This window comes from Solemya velum gill symbiont, assembly GCF_002020255.1.
Taxonomy (GTDB): Bacteria; Pseudomonadota; Gammaproteobacteria; order Chromatiales; family Chromatiaceae.
Window position 1 is genome coordinate 121,512 of record NZ_MPQG01000004.1, and the last position, 21,036, is coordinate 142,547.

19 protein-coding genes are annotated in these 21,036 nt (G+C 50.5%); 11 read left to right on the top strand and 8 right to left on the bottom strand.

Annotation, left to right across the window (positions count from 1 at the left end; all coding sequences use genetic code 11):
* The first annotated feature begins 205 nt into the window (after positions 1-205).
* From BOW06_RS05050 to djlA, 7 genes are all read left to right on the top strand, one after another.
* Positions 206-2,443 carry an LPS-assembly protein LptD gene (locus BOW06_RS05050; RefSeq protein ID WP_078461855.1) on the top strand — a complete coding sequence of 746 codons (2,238 nt, stop codon included), beginning with the start codon at positions 206-208 and terminating at the stop codon, positions 2,441-2,443.
* Between the two features lie 39 nt (positions 2,444-2,482).
* Positions 2,483-3,433 carry a peptidylprolyl isomerase gene (locus BOW06_RS05055; RefSeq protein WP_043116269.1) on the top strand — a complete coding sequence of 317 codons (951 nt, stop codon included), beginning with the start codon at positions 2,483-2,485 and terminating at the stop codon, positions 3,431-3,433.
* Positions 3,430-4,359 carry a 4-hydroxythreonine-4-phosphate dehydrogenase PdxA gene (pdxA, locus tag BOW06_RS05060; protein WP_078452693.1) on the top strand — a complete coding sequence of 310 codons (930 nt, stop codon included), beginning with the start codon at positions 3,430-3,432 and terminating at the stop codon, positions 4,357-4,359. The genes BOW06_RS05055 and pdxA overlap by 4 nt, the downstream gene beginning before the upstream one ends.
* Before the next feature lie 22 nt (positions 4,360-4,381).
* A complete protein-coding gene (ridA, locus tag BOW06_RS05065) occupies positions 4,382-4,765 on the top strand; it encodes a deaminase RidA (protein WP_043116266.1) in 384 nt (127 codons plus the stop codon).
* 110 nt (positions 4,766-4,875) lie between these two features.
* Entirely contained in the window at positions 4,876-6,261 is a 1,386-nt protein-coding gene (argH, locus tag BOW06_RS05070) for an argininosuccinate lyase (RefSeq protein ID WP_043116265.1), read from the top strand.
* A gap of 2 nt (positions 6,262-6,263) precedes the next feature.
* Positions 6,264-6,632 carry a nucleotide pyrophosphohydrolase gene (locus tag BOW06_RS05075; protein WP_043116263.1) on the top strand — a complete coding sequence of 123 codons (369 nt, stop codon included), beginning with the start codon at positions 6,264-6,266 and terminating at the stop codon, positions 6,630-6,632.
* Complete coding sequence (gene djlA, locus BOW06_RS05080; protein WP_078456130.1) at positions 6,629-7,462, top strand: co-chaperone DjlA; 834 nt, start codon at positions 6,629-6,631, stop codon at positions 7,460-7,462. The genes BOW06_RS05075 and djlA overlap by 4 nt, the downstream gene beginning before the upstream one ends.
* 35 nt (positions 7,463-7,497) lie before the next feature.
* On the opposite strand, the gene recG is transcribed toward djlA, so the two are convergent.
* Positions 7,498-9,579 carry an ATP-dependent DNA helicase RecG gene (gene recG, locus BOW06_RS05085; protein ID WP_078459607.1) on the bottom strand — a complete coding sequence of 694 codons (2,082 nt, stop codon included), beginning with the start codon at positions 9,577-9,579 and terminating at the stop codon, positions 7,498-7,500.
* A gap of 75 nt (positions 9,580-9,654) precedes the next feature.
* Here recG and BOW06_RS05090 point away from each other — a divergent pair, with 75 nt between their 5' ends.
* A complete protein-coding gene (locus BOW06_RS05090) occupies positions 9,655-10,071 on the top strand; it encodes a secondary thiamine-phosphate synthase enzyme YjbQ (protein ID WP_043116258.1) in 417 nt (138 codons plus the stop codon).
* Between the two features lie 45 nt (positions 10,072-10,116).
* Here BOW06_RS05090 and BOW06_RS05095 read toward each other — a convergent pair whose 3' ends face one another.
* The 7 genes from BOW06_RS05095 to rpmH all read right to left on the bottom strand — a co-directional run bounded on the left by BOW06_RS05095 (position 10,117) and on the right by rpmH (position 16,582).
* Positions 10,117-10,698 (bottom strand): invasion associated locus B family protein, encoded by a 582-nt coding sequence (locus tag BOW06_RS05095; protein WP_043116257.1) that lies wholly within the window; start codon positions 10,696-10,698, stop codon positions 10,117-10,119.
* A gap of 143 nt (positions 10,699-10,841) precedes the next feature.
* The gene (gene hemW / locus BOW06_RS05100) at positions 10,842-11,993 is read right to left on the bottom strand and encodes a radical SAM family heme chaperone HemW (RefSeq protein WP_043116255.1); all 1,152 of its coding nucleotides are present in this window, start codon (positions 11,991-11,993) and stop codon (positions 10,842-10,844) included.
* A 21-nt stretch (positions 11,994-12,014) separates the two neighbouring features.
* Positions 12,015-13,361, bottom strand: a complete 1,347-nt coding sequence (mnmE, locus tag BOW06_RS05105; protein ID WP_043116753.1) for a tRNA uridine-5-carboxymethylaminomethyl(34) synthesis GTPase MnmE — start codon at positions 13,359-13,361, stop codon at positions 12,015-12,017.
* Between the two features lie 25 nt (positions 13,362-13,386).
* On the bottom strand, positions 13,387-14,124 hold the full coding sequence (locus tag BOW06_RS05110) for a ferredoxin--NADP reductase (protein ID WP_078461365.1): 738 nt from the start codon (positions 14,122-14,124) through the stop codon (positions 13,387-13,389).
* A 203-nt stretch (positions 14,125-14,327) separates the two neighbouring features.
* A complete protein-coding gene (gene yidC / locus BOW06_RS05115) occupies positions 14,328-15,992 on the bottom strand; it encodes a membrane protein insertase YidC (protein ID WP_306292334.1) in 1,665 nt (554 codons plus the stop codon).
* On the bottom strand, positions 15,989-16,381 hold the full coding sequence (gene rnpA / locus BOW06_RS05120; RefSeq protein ID WP_230209649.1) for a ribonuclease P protein component: 393 nt from the start codon (positions 16,379-16,381) through the stop codon (positions 15,989-15,991). Before rnpA ends, yidC begins: the two co-directional genes overlap by 4 nt.
* Before the next feature lie 66 nt (positions 16,382-16,447).
* On the bottom strand, positions 16,448-16,582 hold the full coding sequence (gene rpmH, locus BOW06_RS05125; RefSeq protein ID WP_043116252.1) for a 50S ribosomal protein L34: 135 nt from the start codon (positions 16,580-16,582) through the stop codon (positions 16,448-16,450).
* A gap of 628 nt (positions 16,583-17,210) precedes the next feature.
* On the opposite strand from rpmH, the gene dnaA reads away from it, so the two are divergent.
* From dnaA to recF, 3 genes are all read left to right on the top strand, one after another.
* Positions 17,211-18,575 (top strand): chromosomal replication initiator protein DnaA, encoded by a 1,365-nt coding sequence (gene dnaA / locus BOW06_RS05130; RefSeq protein ID WP_078452688.1) that lies wholly within the window; start codon positions 17,211-17,213, stop codon positions 18,573-18,575.
* Positions 18,576-18,797: 222 nt separating this feature from the next.
* Positions 18,798-19,901, top strand: a complete 1,104-nt coding sequence (gene dnaN, locus BOW06_RS05135; RefSeq protein ID WP_078455269.1) for a DNA polymerase III subunit beta — start codon at positions 18,798-18,800, stop codon at positions 19,899-19,901.
* A gap of 66 nt (positions 19,902-19,967) precedes the next feature.
* Positions 19,968-21,014, top strand: a complete 1,047-nt coding sequence (recF, locus tag BOW06_RS05140) for a DNA replication/repair protein RecF (protein WP_078459609.1) — start codon at positions 19,968-19,970, stop codon at positions 21,012-21,014.
* Positions 21,015-21,036: the final 22 nt, after the last annotated feature.

The window sequence follows — 21,036 nt, forward strand, 5'->3', positions numbered from 1 at the left end:
ACTCCGAAAATTCAATCTACTGCCGGGCTCTGTAAGTTCGAGCAGAGAACAAAACAGCGCGACAAGCGACACATTTACCAATAGAATGGCAACAAATAATAGTGCTGGATTCAGCATTGAATCTCATTGAAACGCTCGAGATAAATGTTCCAATCTGTGCATTCTAAATCAACTGGCCCTGATAACCTGTGAAAATGTGACACCTGTGACAAGATTTCATGCCCTACAGTTCACCCTGCTACTGACAGGCTCCATGGTTGCCAACAGCACGATGGCAGCGGTCGAGCACTCGTGCCTGGCACAGCCTGTCACATCAATACCGAATCTATCTGATGACCTGGTCATTGATGCCGGACATGCCTCATGGAATATGCATAGTGAGCAGCTGCAAATGGGTGGGGGCGTGCAACTGCAACAGAATAGCCAGCACATTTCTGCCAATAACGTCAGTTACGACAGGCGCGGGGGACGAATAGACGCCACCGGCGACGTCATTATTCGCCAGCCCGGCTACAGCTTCTCTACACAGGAAATCACCTATTTCGTCGATGAAAAGCGCGTCGAATCAAATACGCCGGTCAGCTATCGCCTGATCGAGACTGGCGGCAACGGCACTGCCGGTACCTCGAACATCACGATTGACGGTATCTCCAGCTTCAGTGATATCAGCTATAGCAGCTGCCCAATGGAAGACCCTGCGTGGCGACTGGAAGCGTCGAAAATGAAAATCGACCGTGAAAAAGGGGTTCTGACCGCCCACAATGTGCACCTAAAAGCGGGTGATACAACGCTTCTCTATGTACCCTATTTCCAGTTCCCGGTTGATGGCAAGCGACATACGGGGCTCCTGCTACCCAGTATCCGTGTCACCTCAAGCACCGGAACTGAACTGATGGCGCCTTACTATCTCAACTTGGCTCCAAATTACGACGCCACCATCTATCCACGCATCACAACCAAGCGCGGCCTGATTCTTGGCGGCGAATTCCGCTACCTCACGGAGCAGCACCAGGGCATTTTTGAGGCTGAGATTGCACCATGGGATGACGACAACGAGGGCGATGAACTGCGTTACATGTGGCGCTGGCGCAACCAGGCGCAATTCTCTCCACACCTGTCAGCCGAGATTGATTACACCCATGTCTCGGACAGTGAATACCTCGATGATATGCAGACTGACCTGGATAGCTCTTCTAACAGCTACAGAGAACGTTTTGCGACGCTCTCATACCGTGACAGCTATTGGGACGCATCGATCAAATTCGCTGACTTTGATCCTACCGATATGGATGCGGCTCAAGCGTATGAACGTCTGCCGGAAATTCTCTTCAACTGGCGCAAGTTTCATCAGAATGGTTTTTTCACAGAAGCGGATGCCAGCTACGTGCGCTTTGAAAACAGGGATCCTGACAAGGCGATTGGCAACCGCGTCGACCTGCAACCAGCTGCTGGTATCGACCTGCTGCGCCCCTGGGGCTCATTCAAAGCAAAACTGAGCGGACGTTACACCAGCTATTCACTCGATCGCACCGGCACCACACCAGGGGTCGATAAAGATACAACCCGTACAAGCATTACTGCGACTCTTGACGGATCACTGGTATATGAACGCGATACCAACTGGTTTGGCATCTCATCATTGCAAACACTGGAACCGCGCCTCTTCTATACCTATACGCCTTATACAAACCAGGACAACCTGCCCGTTTTTGACAGCAGACTGGCTGACTTCAGTTTCGAAAATCTGTTTCGTGAGAATCGCTTCACCGGATCTGACAGGGTAGGGGATGCCAACCAGATGGTTGCTGCAATCACCACCAGGTTTATCAGCCATGACAGTGGCTTCGAGTGGCTGCGCGCCAGTCTTGGCCAGATCATCTATTTTGATGAGCACGAGGTCAACTTGCCAGACTCGCAAGGCATCATCACCGATGAGACCGCCTTCGTTGCGAGCCTCTACTCACAGATCAATGATCTTTGGTCAGTTGATACGGCACTGCAATGGAGCAAGGAATCGACCAACCATCGCAACAGTTTTATCGGTGTCAATTACCATGACACGGATGCCGGCCGCTATGCCTCACTGGCATGGCGCGAACGCAACCAGGTCTCGGCTGAAAAGGAAGAAGAGCTCAACTATCTCTCCGCAGCAACCGGCTGGCGTGTTTCGAGCAACTTGAATGTTGTCGGCAACCTGCTCTACTCACTCGAAGAGGACAGGCTTCTGGATGTTGCTGCCGGGGTCGAGTATGATTCGTGTTGCTGGGCTGTACGCGGCCTGGTTACGCGCCGTGCCGATGACGAAACCGATGAACACCGTTACGATACCGGCTTCTCGCTGCAATTCCTTCTCAAGGGGCTAGGTGAGTTCGGTACTGGCGGTCTTGGTAAGAGAATTTCTCCCCCGGTATCGGCACACGACCAATTTGAAACCTATTATTAACACACTGTCTAAGCACTAAATCAGACACAGGTTGACCAGATGAAAAAATTTCCCTTCTTAATTGCCCTCGGCTTCACTCTCCTGTTGCCACTGGCTGCACATGCTGCAAAGCCTCTCGACGAAATCGTTGCTGTTGTCGAAGATGATGTAGTCCTTCGCTCCGAGCTCAACCGCGCAATGAAAGGCAACCGTCGTCAGAAAGGGGAGTCAAAGGCAGCTCACGAGCGACGCGTGCTCGACAAACTGATTACCAGCAGGGCACAAAAACTTGCTGCGGATCGTGCCGGCATCAAGGTGACAGACGAAGAGGTCGATTCAGCAGTTGCCACCATCGCTGCACGCAACAAGATCACTGTTTCCCAGCTACGCCAGATACTTGGACGCCAAGGCCAGAGCTACACCGCTTTTCGTGAGAACCTGCGCAAGCAGATCGGACAGCAAAAATTCCATCAAAAGAGCCTCTCCAGCCAGGTTCAGGTGACCGAGTCTGAAATCGATAACTATCTGAGCATTCATGGCGGCAGCGGAAAGACCAAAACGATCAACCAGACAAAAGCACGCCATATCCTGCTACGTCCGGGTGAGCAGCTCTCCAACAAGGAAGCAAAGGCCCGCCTTGCCGAAATTCGTCAGCAAATCATCGATGGCGAGTCATTCGCGTCACTTGCGCAGGCTTATTCAGATGATACCGCCTCTGCCCTCAAGGGCGGCGATCTCGGCTGGTTGAGCCCAGGAGTAGCGACACCTGCATTTGAAAAGCAGCTCAAACGACTCAAGAAAGATCAGATTTCACAGCCTTTCCAGACACCTTTCGGCTGGCACCTGGCACAGGTTCTTGATCGCCGTAAGCAGACATCTGCCGATACCGCGGCGCGTGAAGCAGCGAAAGCTAAAATCCAGCAGCGTAAAATCGAGGAATCGCTCGACCTGCTGGCACGACGTCTGCGCGACCAGGCCTACGTCGAGTACAGGGACGACAATTTCGAATGAGTGCATCACGACAGCGTCTCGCTGTCACTGTTGGTGAACCGGCCGGGATCGGGCCGGATCTCTGTGTTGAACTGAGTCATCGCATCAACTGCGACGATCTTGTTTTTATCGGTAACAGGGAATTGCTGGAGGAGCGTGCTGAGCAGCTGAAAACATCCTTCAGCGGAACAGTGCACGATATTCCACTGGCAGCCCCGGTCGTTGCCGGCGAACTCAATGTTTCAAACAGCCAGGCTGTACTGCACAGTTTGCGCGAAGCCGCGGAAGGCTGCATGCAAAGGCGTTACGCTGCTGTCGTAACCGCTCCACTTCACAAGGGCATCATCAATGATGCCGGTATTCCTTTTAGCGGCCACACAGAATATTTCGCTGAAATCACTGGTGGATATCCGGTCATGATGCTCGCCTGTCCCGGTCTCCGCGTCGCACTTGCAACAACGCACCTGCCGCTTCGGGATGTAACGGATGCAATCACCCGGCCATTGCTTGAAAAGGTGATGCGAATTCTGCATAACGACCTTGTCGACAAGTTCCATATCGCATCACCACGAATACTGGTCTGCGGGCTCAATCCACATGCCGGTGAGGGTGGACACATGGGACGCGAGGAGATAGAAATCATCGCGCCTGTACTTGAGCAGCTGCGAAGTGAAGGCATCAACTGCAGTGAGCCGTTACCTGCAGATACGCTCTTCACACCAAAACTGTTGCAACAGGCAGATGCAGTACTCGCCATGTATCATGACCAGGGGCTTCCGGTCCTCAAGCATATGGGGTTCGGTGAGGCAGTCAATATCACCCTGGGCTTGCCGATTATACGTACCTCGGTCGATCACGGTACCGCCCTGGATCTCGCCGGTAGTGGCAAAGCCGATGTCGGCAGTCTGATTGCTGCCGTCAATTGTGCCCGCGAAATGATTAACTGAATTGAATATAGGGAGACTCGATATGAGCCGCGAAATCATCCACACAGACAAGGCGCCCCAGGCAATCGGCACCTATTCACAGGCGGTCAAGACAGGTACAACCGTCTACATGTCAGGACAAATCCCTCTGGTACCGGAAACCATGGAGATGGTCGACGGAGATATGGAAGCGCAAATTCGTCGCGTATTCGACAACCTACAGGCCGTGGCACAGGCAGCCGGTGGTTCACTGGCGGATATCGCCAAACTCAATATCTTCCTGACAGACCTGTCGCATTTCCCGCTTGTGAACCAGGTCATGGCAGACTATTTCAATGAACCCTATCCGGCACGCGCAGCTATTGGTGTTGCCAGCCTGCCCAAGGATGCCGGCGTGGAGATGGACGCCGTCATGGAACTGCTATAATCAATATTCGATAAACAACACCTGTCGCCCTGCGGACGGGCCTGCTGCATTCGCGTTTATCCTGCAGAAGAGGCTCAAATGACCGGCGACCAATGACTAACGACTAAATCATGACAGACAAAAAACTCTGGGCCGGACGCTTCAATGAACCGACTGACGCCTTCGTCGAAGCCTTTACCGCCTCGGTAGAATTTGACCAGCGACTGGCACCGCAGGATATTGCCGGTTCGATTGCACATGCCACCATGCTGACGCGCCAGGGCATCCTGACAGAAGAGGAGTTTGCCTCTATAAAGGCCGGGCTCGAGCAAATTCTTGCCAGCATCGAGAAGGGCGAATTCGAATGGTCTGTCGCACTCGAAGATGTGCACATGAATGTCGAGGCCGCGCTCACCGAAGCGATTGGCATCGCAGGTAAAAAACTGCACACCGGACGTTCACGCAACGACCAGGTAGCAACCGATATTCGCCTCTACATGCGTGACGAGATTGACCTGGTCCTTGCTGAAGTCAGTCGACTGCAGGAAGCCCTTCTGCTTGTTGCCGAACGCGAAGCTGCAACCATTCTCCCTGGTTTTACCCACTTGCAGACCGCACAACCCGTCACCTTTGGCCACCATATGATGGCCTGGTTCGAAATGCTGCAGCGTGATGCTGGACGCCTGGCAGACTGCCGTGCGCGTATGAACGTCATGCCACTGGGTGCCGCAGCATTGGCCGGTACGACTTATCCAATTGATCGTCACTACACGGCTCAACTACTCGGTTTTGATGCGCCTGCAGAGAACTCGCTCGATGCCGTCTCCGACCGTGATTTTGCGATCGAGTTTACCGCCGCAGCCAGCATCCTGATGATGCACCTGTCTCGCTTCTCTGAAGAGCTGATTATCTGGTCATCGGCACAGTTCGCCTTTGTCACTCTCTCTGATGCCTTCTGCACCGGTTCATCCATCATGCCGCAGAAGAAGAATCCTGATGTTCCCGAACTGGTCCGTGGCAAGAGTGGACGTATCTTCGGACACCTGATGGCGCTGCTGACACTGATGAAGGGACAGCCGCTGGCTTACAACAAAGACAACCAGGAGGACAAGGAACCCCTCTTCGATACGGTTGATAACCTGAAAGGCTGCCTCAAGGTATTTGCCGACATGATTCCCGCGATCCAGTGTCGTGCTGACAATATGCGCAACGCCACGATGAAAGGTTTCGCGACCGCAACCGATCTCGCCGACTACCTGGTCGTCAAGGGCGTTGCTTTCCGCGATGCACACGAAATCGTCGGCAAGGCCGTTGCACTTTGTATAGAAAAGGAGTGTGACCTGTCCGATCTCTCTCTTGCCGAACTGCAGGCATTCTCTGACATTATCGATGAAGAGGTCTTTACTGTTCTGACCCTGGAAGGGTCTGTAAAGGCACGCGATCACATCGGTGGTACTGCCCCGAACCAGGTACTTGCTGCTGTCAAAAGGGCACGCCAACGTCTCAACGAAAACTGATTATGAGTGATTCTCTCGATCTGCTCAATGAGCGCCTCAAGGCTTTTGCGCAGGAACGTGACTGGGAGCAGTTTCATTCACCGAAGAACCTCTCCATGGCACTGATCGCAGAGGCTGCAGAACTGGTTGAACACTTCCAGTGGCTCAGCGAGGAGCAGAGCTATCAGCTCGATGCTGACAAACACGAAGAGGTCGCCATGGAGATGGCCGACATCCTGATTTTCCTGGTACGTTGCGCCGAACGCCTCGATATCAACCTGGTTGAGGCTGCCCAGCGCAAAATCGCCATTAACGAGGCGCGTTATCCTGCCGACAGGGTCAGGGGCGATGCACGACGCGCCAATGAATACGACAAAGAGGATTCACGATGAGCTGGTGGGGAAAACTGCTCGGTGGTGGTTTCGGCTTCATGCTCGGTGGTCCGCTTGGCGCGCTGTTTGGCGCAGCTCTCGGGCACCAGCTCGACAAGGGCGTTAATATCAATTTTGATGAGCGCCAGGGAGCCAGTGCAGATACATCAAACGAACTCGCACAAACGGCTTTCTTCACTGCTACCTTCTCGATGCTCGGTTACCTGGCAAAAGCTGACGGCCGTGTCTCGAAAGAGGAGATCGCCTATGCCGAGCGCGTGATGCAGAATATGTCGCTCAGCAGTGAACAGCGGCAGGCTGCTATCTGGCTCTTTAATGAAGGCAAGAAGCCGAGCTTCCATCCCGACGAAATTCTTCTGCAGCTGAAGCAACAGCTGGGACGCCGTCGCAACCTGATGCGTGTTTTCATAGAGATACAGGTACAGGCTGCTTTCGAGGATGGCGTACTGCATACTGCGGAAGAGCAGGTGCTGTTGAATAGCTGCCGCATGCTCGGCATCTCCGAAATGGATTATCGTGCAATCGTCTACATGATCCAGGCGATGGGTGGTTTCGAACAGCAGCATGGATGGCAAGGCCAAGGCAGAAAACAAAGCAAAACAGCAGGCTCTCTGCAACTCGCTGATGCCTATAAGATCCTTGGCGTGGAAAAATCAGCGACTGACAGCGAGGTTAAAAAAGCCTATCGCCGCCTGCTAAGCCAGCACCATCCTGATAAACTTGTCTCCAAGGGACTACCCGAAGAGATGATGCGTATCGCCACCGAAAAGACCCACCAGATCAAAAAGGCGTACGAACTGGTCAAGGATAACCGCTCCTCTCTGCGTTAAGCTGTCAGCCCAGTTCCCAGCGGACACAAGACGGGTTAGACGCTGCCATATTTTTCACGCTGACCGACCCAGCGCGCTATTAGCGCCTCGGCAGCTCGCGGATGCTTGTCGAGTATTTGCTGCGCCACCTGTTGTACCTGCGGCAAGAGCTTCTGATCCCTGACGACATCAGCAACCCGGAATTCCATCTCGCCGGTCTGACGTGTCCCCAGCACCTCGCCCGGACCTCGAATCTCGAGGTCCTTGCGCGCAATTTCGAAACCATCTGTCGTATCTCGCATCACGGCAAGGCGCTGTTTTGCCGTTTCGCCAAGCGGTGACTTATACAAGAGGGCACAGTGACTCTGCTGTTGACCGCGGCCGACGCGTCCGCGCAGCTGGTGCAGCTGCGCAAGCCCAAGGCGTTCGGGATTCTCGATAATCATCAGGCTCGCATTCGGCACATCAACTCCAACCTCGATGACAGTTGTTGCAACAAGCAGATCAATCTCGCCTGCCTTGAAAGCAGACATGACAAGCTCTTTCTGTTCTGCCTTGAGGCGACCATGAACGAGTCCGACGCGTATGCCTTCCAGTTCCTGGCTAAGCTGGTTGGCTGTCTCTTCCGCTGCCTGTGCCTGCAGGGATTCGGACTCTTCTATCAGGGTACATACCCAGTACGCCTGGCGTCCGCGACTGCAAGCCAATGCAACCCGGTCGACAATTTCATCACGCCGCTGGTCGGAAACCAGTACGGTTTTAACCGGGGTTCTTCCGGGGGGCAACTCATCAATCACGGAGAGATCAAGGTCGGCATAGGCTGTCATTGCCAGCGTTCTCGGAATCGGTGTGGCTGTCATGATGAGTTGATGTGGCACCTTGCCACCACTGTTGCCTTTCTCCCTGAGGGCAAGACGCTGATGTACGCCGAAGCGATGTTGCTCATCAACAATCACCAGAGCCAGCTTCTTGAATTCGACGTCTTTCTGGAACAGTGCGTGAGTACCAATGATAATTTGTACTCCACCTGAAATGATCTGTTCCAGCACCGCTTCACGTTTCTTTCCTTTCAGACGACTCGTCAACCACGCCTGTTGTATACCTAACGGTTCCAGCCAGGTTTCAAAGTTCTTGCGATGCTGTTCGGCAAGCAGTTCCGTTGGCGCCATCACCGCAACCTGGTAACCCGCCTCGATCGCCTGCAGTGCTGCGAAAGCGGCAACGATGGTTTTACCCGAACCGACATCACCCTGTATCAACCTCTGCATCGGGTGTTTCTGTTGTAAATCACTTTCAATCTCTTGCAATACTCTTTGCTGAGCAGCCGTCAGGCGGAATGGAATCTGTTGATAAAGAGTGGCAGCCAGTTTTCCGGTGTGGCTTATGCTGAAGGCATTTTGTGATTTCTGTTGTCGGCGCAGCTTCAACAAGCTCAACTGGTGTCCGATCAGCTCTTCGAATACCAGGCGCTGTTGTGCCGGGTGCTCACCAGCCTCAATCTGCCTGACGGCCGTGTCCGGTGGCGGGCGGTGCAGCGTACGTATCGCATTGGCAAGCGAGATGGCTGTTGTTGTCGGCAGCAAAGAGTCGGGCAGCAATTCACGCAGGGCACCGCCAGCTTCCATTAAAGCGAGCGCCTTATCGGTCAAGTCACGCCAGCTCTGCTGTTGCATGCCTTCAGTCGTCGGATAAATCGGGGTCAGGCTCTCCTCAACTTCGAATGCATGATCCTCGGATAGCAAACGATATTCAGGATGAATCAGTTCGAGTGAGTTCGGGCCCCTGCGGACTTCACCAAAACAGCTGATACGCGCACCCTTGGAAAAGCCGTTATTCTGACTGTTGGAGAAATGGAAAAAGCGCAGTAGCAGTCTGCCGCTACCATCACTCACCTGGACAAGTAATGATCGTCTGCGCCCATAGTGAACATGCGCATTGTCGACACGCGCATCGATCACCAGGTGATCGCCATGACGTCCACTGCCGATAGGTGTTACGCGAGTTCTGTCCTGGTAGCGAAATGGCAGGTGAAATAGAACATCTTCTACTGTTTCTATGCCGATTGACGCAAGCCGTTCTGCACTTCTTGGGCCAATGCCCTTTAAAGTAGTAACAGGCTGTTTATCGAGAGCTTGCATCTGTTTGGATCAATTGATTACAGGTACCATAATGGTAACCGAGTGTAACCCTGTGCAGAGCGAGATGAAACCCGTATGATTTTTCAGCAACAATTCAGTCTGCAGACACAAGGACGCGGGACGATCAATATTACCAGGGAGGTTGATTCACTGGTGAGGTCGTCTGATATCACTACCGGCCTTTGTCATCTCTTTATCTATCACACCAGCGCTTCACTGATGCTGTGCGAGAACGCAGACCCTGATGTTCGCTCAGACCTTGAGCGTTTTTTCAGTCGGCTTGTGCCAGACGGGGATCCACTGTTTCAACATGTTGACGAGGGCGTGGATGACATGCCCGCGCACATTCGATCTGTCCTGACCAAGATGGATCTCACCATGCCGGTTACAAACGGCTCTCTGGATCTTGGCGCCTGGCAGGGAATCTACTTGTGGGAACACAGGCACAGGGGCCATCAGCGCAAACTGGCTGTTACAGTCACGGGGGAGTAGGGATGAGGACCGGGCAGACTTCCTGCCTGCCCGGTAACAGAAAATCTACTTTTTAAAGCTGTCGAGTCCGGCTGTCATGCCTTTCAATGACAACTCTGCTTTGACAGGCTTACCTGCTGGATTTGCAAATATCATGGTCAGCTTATTGCCCTTCTTGAGACGACCGGTAAATTCGGCATCCAGTGCAGAGCCTGCCTGGCAGCCTGCTGGAAGACAGGTATTAACCGGAATTGTGGCAACCTTGCCTTGGCCATCAACTCGCATCTGAACACCCGGTGGCAGGAAGATGCCTAGCGGCAGGGAGACGACCATAACAGCTTCTTTCTGGTTCGGAACATAACCGATTGCTGCCTTTAACATGACCTGCTTGCTTTTCTCATCGACCAGGGCTTGTACGAGTTGGCAAATCTCGACTTCTTTATTCTCTGCTTCAACAAAGATTTCGCACTCCTTGAGCCAGTCGCCGTACTGCTTTCCATTTTCCGGATTGGTGGATGGCTTTCGTTTTGGGTCCTGTTGTTCTGCAGGGGCCGCTTCTGCCGCCGGCTTTGCCGCTTGCTCTTGCGCTGTAACCATCGTGGTGCTCATCAGCAGCGCAGCTGCTGCGACTAGAAATCGTTTGTTCATTACTTCTCCTGGTATATTTTTTGGCTCGTTACATCAGGTATTTGGAATCCTATTCGATCATAAGGTTCCATGAATATCCTGAAAAAGCGTATTCAACAGCCTTGAATAATACCATTATTGAGGTGTCTGCAACATTTTCCTCTCTATGAAAATTCGAGTAGCAGGTTATCGAGGTGCAGGCGACCGATTTCTGATGTGCGCCATGAATCGCCGTCTCTCTCCAGCAATCCCTTTTTTACTTGTTCACCCAGCGTTTCCTCGATTGATGAAAAAGCCAGGCCGGTTCTCAGTTCAAAATCCTGCTGCCTGAATCCTTCATTCAGGCGCAAAGCATTCATCATATATTCGAGGGGCAGATCATCGTCCGTCAGCGCGCGGCTTGATGAAACTGCATCTGTGGCTGTCGCAGCAGCCAGGTAACGCTGCGGATGACGCTGCTTGCTCCTCCTGACAATCGTGCCATCTGCCAGTGTTATCTTTGCGTGTGCTCCGGCGCCAATCCCCAGGTAATCGCCAAACTGCCAGTAATTGAGATTGTGTCTGCAGGCTTTGCCTGGTTGAGCATAGGCTGAAACTTCGTACTGGCTAAACCCGGCCTGCTGTAGCTGCCCAATGCCCTTAGTGGAAAAATCGGCCAGTTGGTCATTATCTGCCAGGGCCGCTGGCGGTGAATGGTTAAATGGTGTGTTGGGTTCAAGCGTCAGCTGGTACCAGGAGAGGTGCTCTGGCTGAAACGAGGTGGCCTGCTGAAGGTCAAGCATTGCCTCACCTTCAGATTGAGCCGGCAATCCAAACATCAGGTCGAGGTTCAGATTATCGAAACCGGCGGCTCTTGCCTTCTCTATCGCATGAATGGCAGTTTCACGATTATGAATTCGTCCTAACGCTGCCAGTTTTTCATCATCAAAACTCTGAATTCCAATGGAGAGACGATTGACCCCAGCTTCCCGATAACCTGCGAATTTACTACTGTCGGCACTTCCCGGGTTGGCTTCCAGGGTTATCTCCGTTTCCTCGCACGCAGCTCTTTGTGCAATCCCGGATAAGAGTCGCTTTATGGCAACTGCCGAGAAGAGGCTTGGTGTGCCTCCGCCGATGAAGACGCTGTTGATCTTCCTGGCTCGCACACCGGGTAACTCAAGCTCACCTTCAAAATCCTGCAACAAAGCATCAATATACGACTCTTCCTCGATATTGCTGGAAGCATGCGAGTTGAAATCACAGTAGGGGCACTTGCGTTCACACCACGGCATGTGAATATAGAGTGACAATGGAATAGAGTCAGCTTGCAGCATGGCCATGTGCCAGGTGACTCTCTATTTTCCGATGCAGAAGCTGGAGAATATCTCTCCAAGCAGCTCATCTGAAGTGAAGCTGCCGGTGATTTCAGAGAGTGCATTTTGTGCCTGGCGCAACTCTTCTGCAACCAGCTCTCCACCCCGGCTTTCGATCAATATCTGGTGTGCATTCGCGCTCGAATTCCTGGCTCGCTGCAAGGCGTCGAGATGGCGGCGACGGGCAATAAATTCTCCTGACTCTTCGCCCGCATAACCCATGGATTTCTTCAGCAATTCACGCAGTTGATCAATACCCTCTCCCGACTTGGCTGAAAGGCGTACAGTCATTCGCCCGCCTGACTCCCCAAGCCCTGGCTCAATACCGCTCTGATCGATTTTGTTACACACACAGGTGACGGGAATGGATGTAGGCAGTGAGCCAAGATCTTCGCTGTCCTGCTCAATACCGCTAGTAGCATCATAGACCCACAAAATCATGTCGGCGCGATCAATCTCTTCACGCGCACGCCGGATTCCCTCCTGCTCAACGACGCACTCACTGTCACGCAGACCAGCAGTATCAATCAAGTGTATCGGCATGCCGTCGAGCTGTATCTGTTCGCGTAGCAAGTCTCGCGTGGTACCGGGGATATCGGTAACAATCGCACTCTGGCGTCCGCACAATGCATTCAGCAGGCTCGATTTTCCCGCATTGGGACGACCTGCAATCACAAGCTGCATACCATCACGTAGCAACACGCCTGTTTTCGCACTCTGTTGCACCTTGTCGATATGGTCAAGAATGCCTTTCAGATCAGCCTCGACTTTTCCATCCGAGAGAAAATCGATCTCCTCTTCGGGAAAATCGATCGCTGCTTCGACATAAACACGCAGGTCAATCAGCTTGTTAACAAGAGCGTCGATCTCCTGCGAAAAAACACCCTGCAGGGAGCGACCAGCCATGCGTGCAGCTGTCTGTGAGCCGGCATCGATCAAATCGGCAATCGCTTCAGCCTGTGCCAGGTCGAGCCTGTCATTCAGAAAGGCACGCTCGGAAAATTCGCCTGGACGCGCAAGACGTGCACCAAGTCCAACCAGCCTCTCAAGCAGCATATCCATAATCACGGGACTGCCGTGAGCCTGCAGTTCCAGTACCTCTTCACCGGTAAATGAAGCCGGGGCGGGGAAATAGATAACGATGCCCTCATCGATCGCTTCTCCCTCAGCATCCCTGAAGCGACGGAAAACCGCTTTTCGAGCTTCTGGCAATCCGCCGAGAAGCGCATCGGCTATTACTCCGATCTCTTTTCCCGAGATGCGAACGATACCAACGCCCCCGCGCCCCGGCGGCGTGGCAACAGCGCAGATTGTCTGTGAATCACTGATCATGGCGCTATTGTGCCATAGAAAATCAGTGATATTTCTCCATCGAGATATGTCCCGGTTCGAAACGCTTGTGCTTTTTCATGTCACGCTCCGCAAGCATTGCCTGTACATCTCGAATCATGTCGATGTTGCCACACAGAAGCACATGGTTCTGCTCGGCATTCAGTTCCAGGTTTGCACGTTTTTCAACTTCTCCGGAAGAGAGGTTTTCAGTGATGCGTCCCTCCATTAACCCGTCTGTTTTCTCCCTGCTGATGACCGGCAAATAGCTGATGCGCTGGTCGATATGTTCCAGTCCTTCAAGCTGGTTCCTGTAAGCGAGGCTGTTTTCATGCGTAGTGCCATGAATGATGACAATACGTTCAAAGCGCTGGCTTTGAGCTGAGTTGAGCATGGAGATGAATGGGCCAATGCCTGTCCCGGTTGCAATCATCCACAAGTTCGGAACATCTGGAACCTCGTCTAGAACCAGGAACCCATGCGCATCAGTGGTTGCCAGCAACTGCTCTCCCTTAACCAGTTGTGCCAGCCTGCTTGTCAGGGGGCCATCTTCAACTTCATTGAACAAGATCTCGGCATTTGGCTGATCTTCACTATTGACCAATGAATAGGGGCGCTCGATTCGTTCATCTCCAACCTGAAGTCCAACCTTGATGAACTGGCCCGCCTTGAATGGCTCCAGCTCCAAGTCTAAAGTCAGGCTGATCAGGCCATCGTCCCATACTTTTCTGTTGAGGATTGTTGCTGTCTGCCAGTTTGCCATGCTTGCTCCATATTGAGGATCGTCTCTCTATGAATCTGGGTCATAGAGGGGAAATAATCAACCATGACGATCTTGATGCAATCTTCCAGGTCCGGTTCTTGAGTCAAGAGTATTGGATTAGCAGGCTCCACCGGATTTTCAGGCGCACAAAAAAACCGCCTGCTGCAATGACATACAGTAGGCGGCTTCTTACGCTGTGATACCTAACCTTTTGCTTCGATGCTCTTGGTAATCACGTATTGCTGCGAGATCGACAGAATGTTGTTCATCACCCAGTAGAGAACCAGTCCCGCCGGGAAGAAGATGAAGAAGATGGTAAACACGATCGGCAACATCTGCATGATCTTCGCCTGCATTGGATCAGGCGGTGCCGGATTCAGCTTCTGCTGGATGAACATGGACGCACCCATGACCGCAGGCAGAACATAGAAAGGATCCTGCAGCGAAAGATCCTTGATCCAGAAGATCCAGGGTGCCTGGCGCAGTTCAACCGACTCAAGCAGTACCCAGTAGAGAGCGATAAAGAACGGAATCTGTACCAGCATTGGCAGGCAACCGCCCATTGGATTGATCTTCTCTTTTTTGTAGATCTCCATCATCGCCGCTTGCAAGCGTTGCTTGTCATCACCGTAACGATCCTTGAGCGCCTGGATACGCGGGGTAAACTTGCGCATCTTTGCCATCGACTTGTAACTGGTTTCAGAAAGTTTGTAAAAAACCAGTTTCAGCAAGATCGTGAAAATGATAATTGACCAGCCCCAGTTACCAACGTAGTCATTGATCTTTTGTAGTACCCAGAACATTGGCTTGGCGATAACGGCCAACCAGCCATAGTCACGCACGAGTTCAAGATTCGGGTTCAATGCCTCGAGTTCTTTCTGAAGCTTGGGTCCGATATAGAATTTGGATTCGAACGTGTGGTTCGTACCGGGTTGTACTGTTACAGCCGGGCCATAGCTGCCAAGCATGAAACGGTTACGATCGAGAGCCTTACTATAGTAATGGTTCTGCTGATCTGTTGCCGGTACCCAGGAACCGACAAAGTAGTGCTGCAGCATCGCAAACCAGCCTGCCTGCGAATCGATCGAAAGATTACTGTCTCTCATATCGTCGTAATCAAACTTGCTGAACTTGTCTTCCGGCGTGTAATAAGCGCCACCCATGTAGGTGTACATAAAAGCTGACTGCTTTTGCTCATACTCCGCACGTATCATCTGCTGATAATCGCGTGCTGCCCAGGAAGCAGAACCGGCATTCATCACCTGGTGTTCCACATTGATTGCGAAACTGCCACGCTTGAATGTAAAGACCTTGTTAACCGAGACACCGTCAGCACCGGTCCATTTCAGGGTGACCTTGATTTCATCTTTTTCACCCAGTTCGTATAGTGCCTGTTCACTTGTGTAGACGGCTTCATGCCCGGGTGCTGTTTCCGGTGTTGTACCCATCAGGCCTGACTGGGAGACAAAGTAGCGATTCTCATCCCTGGTCAGCAGGTGAACTTTCTTTTCAGGGGTGTCGAGTGATACCGGGTAGGTTGGCAGTGCCGTATCAACAATACTGCCGCCGCGTGTATCGATTGCAATATCGAGCACATCAGTTTTAACGCGAATGATGGATGCACCGGCTTCTACCTGTGTTGCCGGACCGGCAGGAACAGGAATGTCTGTCATGCTTGGTTCAGCAGCGGTGGTAGTGCTAGTTGCCGTTGCGCCCGGAACCGGTGATTCGGTCACTGTGGAGCTGCCGGCTTCCGGCATGCTGGTCTCTACCGGTTTGGGGCCGTAGTCTGCCTGCCATGCCTGATATAGCATTAGGCATATAAATGCCAGGGCAACGAAAAGTATCGGTCGCATTGAATCCATCATGATCTTTGGTGATCCGTATTTGTCTTGTCTGGTTGATTGGAGGCAGGCTGCGTTAATTTGCGCCAGTGCCGCTCAAGAGAAGCGGTGAGTTTATCATTATAATGCTGTTGCGTATCTCTTCTGGCGAGAACGACAAAATCGTATCCCTGCAGAAGCTCTGCCTGTTGTCGAAAGCTTTCTCGTATGACTCTTTTGACACGGTTTCGATCGACTGCTCGCTTTAGCTGCTTTTTTGCAATTGCCAAGCCGAGACGTGCACAGCCACCACTGTTCTTACGTGCCAAAACCATAAAACTACTGTCGACAGAACGGAGTGGCTTTTTAAAAACCCGCTGGTAATCGGCAGCAGTGAGAAGACGCTGCGTACGCCGGAATGGCTTTATTATCAATTAAGATGAGAAGGAGTCTCTGACCAAGTCATGGACTCTAGTTCATCCAGACTTGATCAGGGGCCCTTAGCCCGCCAGGCGAGCACGACCTTTTGCGCGTCGTGCATTGATAACCTTGCGGCCACCTTTAGTTGCCATACGTGCACGGAAACCGTGCGTACGTGCACGCTTGATGCGGCTTGGTTGGAAAGTTCTTTTCATGTCTGTATACCTTTGGCCAAGGATCTAAAAAAGGCGCGTAGAATAAGCTCTGGTGCCTGCGTTGTCAATCATAATCTCATCTGAAAGGCTGTAAAAACAGTCATTTGTCAGTAATTACTCACTATAAAATTGCTGCTTGATTTTACAACTTCCTCATAACCGGATGTGTGTGAAAGCGGCTAAGTTTAAAATCTTTTGCATTGCTCATGAAATAGTAAACATGCTCGCCATGCCCAGTACAATATGTAAGTATTCACTTACGTTATAAGGCATATCAAACACACGATATCATGGTTTTTTCAATACATTATGAATGAACTCATAGCTGCTTGTAATACCATAGAGCTGAACCATGACAGAAGATCAGGTATTACCTAGCTATCTTGGGTCTCATGGATGATTATTTCGATTCTAAATACTGTGACCATAAGTAAAGTAACTACTCACATACGACATAAATTATTGAATTAATTATATATAAAGTATTCATCGTTTTATTTTACGAACAATATCCATGTGCCTGTGGATAACTTTGATAAAGAGGGTTAGACTTAGAAAATCCGACATCGCACTTTCTGTGATGCATAAACGCAATAGCGATAACCATGATAAATAATCGGAACCAAGGGTGAGTAACTGGCAACGCTGTCTTCATACGCTGGAAACTGAAATACCGGTACAGCAATACAATACATGGATACGTCCACTTCAGAGTGTCGAAGAGGATGGTCTCGTGCGCCTGCTCGCGCCTAATGCCTTCGTACTCGATTGGGTTCAGAAGAACTACCTGACACGTTTGACCGAACTATCCAGCCAGGTGTGGGACGAAAGTGCTCCGGAAATACGCCTTGAAATAGGAAGTGTTGATCAGGCTCCACAAAACCAGCCTGCTGGCTCGTCACCGGAACCAACAGCAAAACCGGGCAACAACAGTCCTGCCTCAATTCGCACGCCGGCTTCAGCCGGTATCAGTAGCAACCTGAATCCGAATTTCACATTCGACACCTTTGTCGAGGGAAAATCGAATCAGCTTGCAAGAGCTGCATCAGTACAAATTGCAGAGAACCCGGGTACTGTCTATAACCCCCTGTTTATTTACGGTGGTGTTGGACTTGGAAAAACACACCTGATGCATGCCGTAGGAAACCTCATCATCAACAAAAACCCGGAAGCCAAAGTTGTCTACCTGCACTCGGAAGGTTTTGTTGCCGAAATGGTACGAGCCCTGCAGCACAACAAGATTGACCAGTTCAAACAGAAATACCGTACTGTCAATGCGCTGCTGATCGATGATGTTCAGTTTTTTGCGGGAAAAGAGCGTTCACAAGAAGAGTTTTTTCATACTTTCAACGCCCTGTTTGAATCACAGCAACAAATCATATTGACCAGCGATCGGTACCCAAAAGAGGTGAATGGTCTAGAAGAGCGTCTAAAATCGCGATTTGGTTGGGGTCTGGCAGTTGCCATTGAGCCTGCTGATCTTGAAACAAGGGTGGCGATTCTTAAAAGTAAATCTCTCAAGCTCTTTAATGTTGAGTTACCCGATGACGTTGCATTTTTCGTCGGCGGACAGGCACGCTCCAACATACGTGAACTCGAAGGTGCACTACGCAGGATTATGGCGAATGCACATCTCACAGGACAATCTTTAAATGTAGATTTTGCCAAGGTTGCGCTGCGTGACATGATCGCCGCACAAGCCAAGATGGTATCAATAGAGAATATTCAGAAAACTGTCGCTGAGTATTTCAAGACTCGTGCTTCAGATATGCTCTCATCAAAGCGCACACGCACTGTCACGCGTCCAAGACAGATAGCGATGGCCCTGGCCAAGGAACTGACTAATCACAGCCTTCCGGAGATTGGTGAGCGATTTGGCGGTCGTGATCATACGACCGTACTTTATGCCACTCGCAAGGTCGCCGAGTTGCGTGAGGCTGATACAAAATTTGACGAGGATTACCAGGCACTCCTGAGAATCCTCTCACATTAAGTTGTGGATAACTTCTGTAAAAAAGCTGTGTGTAGCAGTGCATGAAAGTTATCCACAATTCATTGACATGATTTCAAGGTGGTAAAACATCATCTTGAGGAGCCGATAAACAGTTGTAAGTATTTGAAATAAAAAGAAAATACTATTGTTATTAACAGGTACTCGTGCCCTTAATAATAACAATAAGTTTCTTATATATTCTTTAAAGGATAATTAAGAGCAATGAAAATCAAGATATCCAGGGAATCACTTTTGGAGCCACTGCTTCAAATAAATGGCGTCGTTGAAAGACGTCAAACCCTTCCCATTCTCGCGAATGTTCTGATTCAATGCCAAAAGGATCAGATGGCACTTACAGCAACGGATCTGGAAGTCGAGATGCGTACTGTTACACTTTGCGAGTGTGATGAAGAGTTTGAATTCACACTGCCTGCAAGAAAACTGCTCGATATTTGTAAAGCGTTACCGGAAGAGTCAAATATATCGCTGAGCATAGATAACAAGGATAGAGCTACGCTAAGATCAGGACGCGGACGCTATGCCCTGGGAGTGCTTTCGGCAACTGAATATCCGTCAATAGAAATAGCAACAGCTGACACAAAGTTTGATATTGAAGAACGGCAACTGAAACAGCTGATTGATAAAACCGGCTTTGCAATGGCCCAGCAAGATGTTCGCTACTACCTCAATGGCATGTTAATCGAGATTAGTGCCAAGCGTGTTCGTGCTGTTGCAACAGATGGGCACCGACTTGCACTCAGTGATGCTGAAGTTGAAACAGGATTTGAAGAAGAGAAAAAAATCATCCTGCCAAGAAAAGCAGCTCTGGAACTACATCGCTTTCTCTCAGACAGTGAAACACCGGTTACTATCGAATTAAGCCAAAACCATATTCGTTTTATTCGTGGCTCGACAACCTTCACCTCCAAGTTGATTGATGGTCGTTTTCCTGATTACGAACGTGTCATCCCTCCACAGGGCGACAAAGTTCTGACTATTGAACGAGATTTGCTGAAACAGGTACTGCAGAGAGCATCCATCCTTTCAAATGAAAAATATCGTGGTATTCGTTTTTCACTCTCTGAAAATCTGATTCATCTTACAGCCAACAATCCGGAACAGGAACAGGCCGAGGAAGAGATTGTTATCGAATACTCAAAAGAGGAGATGTCTATCGGTTTTAACGTAGGCTACCTGCTTGATGTCCTGGGCGTAATTGATACCGAAAATGTCGTCATGACGCTAACCGATCCAAACAGTTCCTGTATTGTTACACCTGAAGGTTCTGAACAGAGTCGTTATGTTGTCATGCCAATGCGGCTCTAGAAAAGAATTTAACAGCAATTATTAAAAGGGGCGCTCTGCCCCTTTTTATCTCTCGCTCCCCAGATTATGTCTCTCGACACCCTGACAATTAAAGATTTCAGAAATATTGAATCTTTAGAATTGAAATTATCACCTGGGTTTAATCAGATCACCGGTCCCAATGGTGCAGGTAAAACAAGCATTCTTGAGGCAATCTATGTTTTATCTCGTGGTCGATCCTTCAGATCCTCCGACGTAAGACATCAGATCAGACTCCAGCAACCTTTTTTTGAAGTTACTGCAAGAACCGATGACAACAAAGTTATCGGAATGAGAAAGAGTGGCTCTCAAGTTGTGGCCCGCTTTAATCAACAACCCGTGACGAGATTGTCAGAAATAGCTGAACATCTTCCTGTTTTTGCTATAACACCAAATAGTCATCAGTTACTCGAAGGTGTTCCAGATATACGCAGACGATTCCTCGATTGGGGATTGTTTCACGTGGAACACAGTTACTGGAAACAGATACAACTCTATAACAGGATTCTTAAACAGAGAAATGCCGCACTGAAAATGAGAGACGAGTCAGCACGACATTGGGATCAGCAACTGATCGATAGTGCTGCTACCATCACATCTCTGCGTGATTCTTTTATTGAGAAGATCAATCTGGAATTCCAGTCAGTCGTCTCTCAGCTAATGGGAGAGATGAAAGTAAACCTGTCTTATAGCCCTGGTTGGGATAGTAAACACTTACAATTGTTAGAAGCATTGAACAATAAGCTTTCGTTGGATCAGGAACGCGGTTTTACTTCTGTCGGCCCTCATCGATGTGATCTGAAGATCACGAATAACAACCGAAGCATTAAAGACACCCTGTCGCGTGGTCAGCAGAAAGTTGTTGCAATAGCACTGATCGTTGCCCAGGTTGTTTACATCTCATCTGTTTCACAAAAACGTCCCGTCTTGCTGATAGATGACATACCGAGTGAGCTTGATAGTAAACACTTACAATCATTAATCTCCTTTCTTGACCGGGTTGATGCTCAAAAAGTCATCACAAGCGTGCAGCCTGTCAAGGAATTGGAGGAATATGAGTCATTATTGTTTCACGTGGAACATGGAACCAGTTAGGTACACCTGGTTGGCTGACTAG

Excerpts from the sequence above, each read along its gene's own strand:
- recG (WP_078459607.1), bottom strand. The coding sequence starts at position 9,579 with ATGCAAGCTCTCGATAAACAGCCTGTTACTACTTTAAAGGGCATTGGC.
- BOW06_RS05110 (WP_078461365.1), bottom strand. The coding sequence starts at position 14,124 with ATGGCAAACTGGCAGACAGCAACAATCCTCAACAGAAAAGTATGGGAC.
- recF (WP_078459609.1), top strand. The coding sequence starts at position 19,968 with ATGTCTCTCGACACCCTGACAATTAAAGATTTCAGAAATATTGAATCT.
- rpmH (WP_043116252.1), bottom strand. The coding sequence starts at position 16,582 with ATGAAAAGAACTTTCCAACCAAGCCGCATCAAGCGTGCACGTACGCAC.
- hemW (WP_043116255.1), bottom strand. The coding sequence starts at position 11,993 with ATGCTGCAAGCTGACTCTATTCCATTGTCACTCTATATTCACATGCCG.
- djlA (WP_078456130.1), top strand. The coding sequence starts at position 6,629 with ATGAGCTGGTGGGGAAAACTGCTCGGTGGTGGTTTCGGCTTCATGCTC.
- argH (WP_043116265.1), top strand. The coding sequence starts at position 4,876 with ATGACAGACAAAAAACTCTGGGCCGGACGCTTCAATGAACCGACTGAC.
- BOW06_RS05090 (WP_043116258.1), top strand. The coding sequence starts at position 9,655 with ATGATTTTTCAGCAACAATTCAGTCTGCAGACACAAGGACGCGGGACG.
- pdxA (WP_078452693.1), top strand. The coding sequence starts at position 3,430 with ATGAGTGCATCACGACAGCGTCTCGCTGTCACTGTTGGTGAACCGGCC.
- yidC (WP_306292334.1), bottom strand. The coding sequence starts at position 15,992 with ATGATGGATTCAATGCGACCGATACTTTTCGTTGCCCTGGCATTTATA.
- dnaN (WP_078455269.1), top strand. The coding sequence starts at position 18,798 with ATGAAAATCAAGATATCCAGGGAATCACTTTTGGAGCCACTGCTTCAA.
- BOW06_RS05055 (WP_043116269.1), top strand. The coding sequence starts at position 2,483 with ATGAAAAAATTTCCCTTCTTAATTGCCCTCGGCTTCACTCTCCTGTTG.
- ridA (WP_043116266.1), top strand. The coding sequence starts at position 4,382 with ATGAGCCGCGAAATCATCCACACAGACAAGGCGCCCCAGGCAATCGGC.
- BOW06_RS05075 (WP_043116263.1), top strand. The coding sequence starts at position 6,264 with ATGAGTGATTCTCTCGATCTGCTCAATGAGCGCCTCAAGGCTTTTGCG.
- BOW06_RS05095 (WP_043116257.1), bottom strand. The coding sequence starts at position 10,698 with ATGAACAAACGATTTCTAGTCGCAGCAGCTGCGCTGCTGATGAGCACC.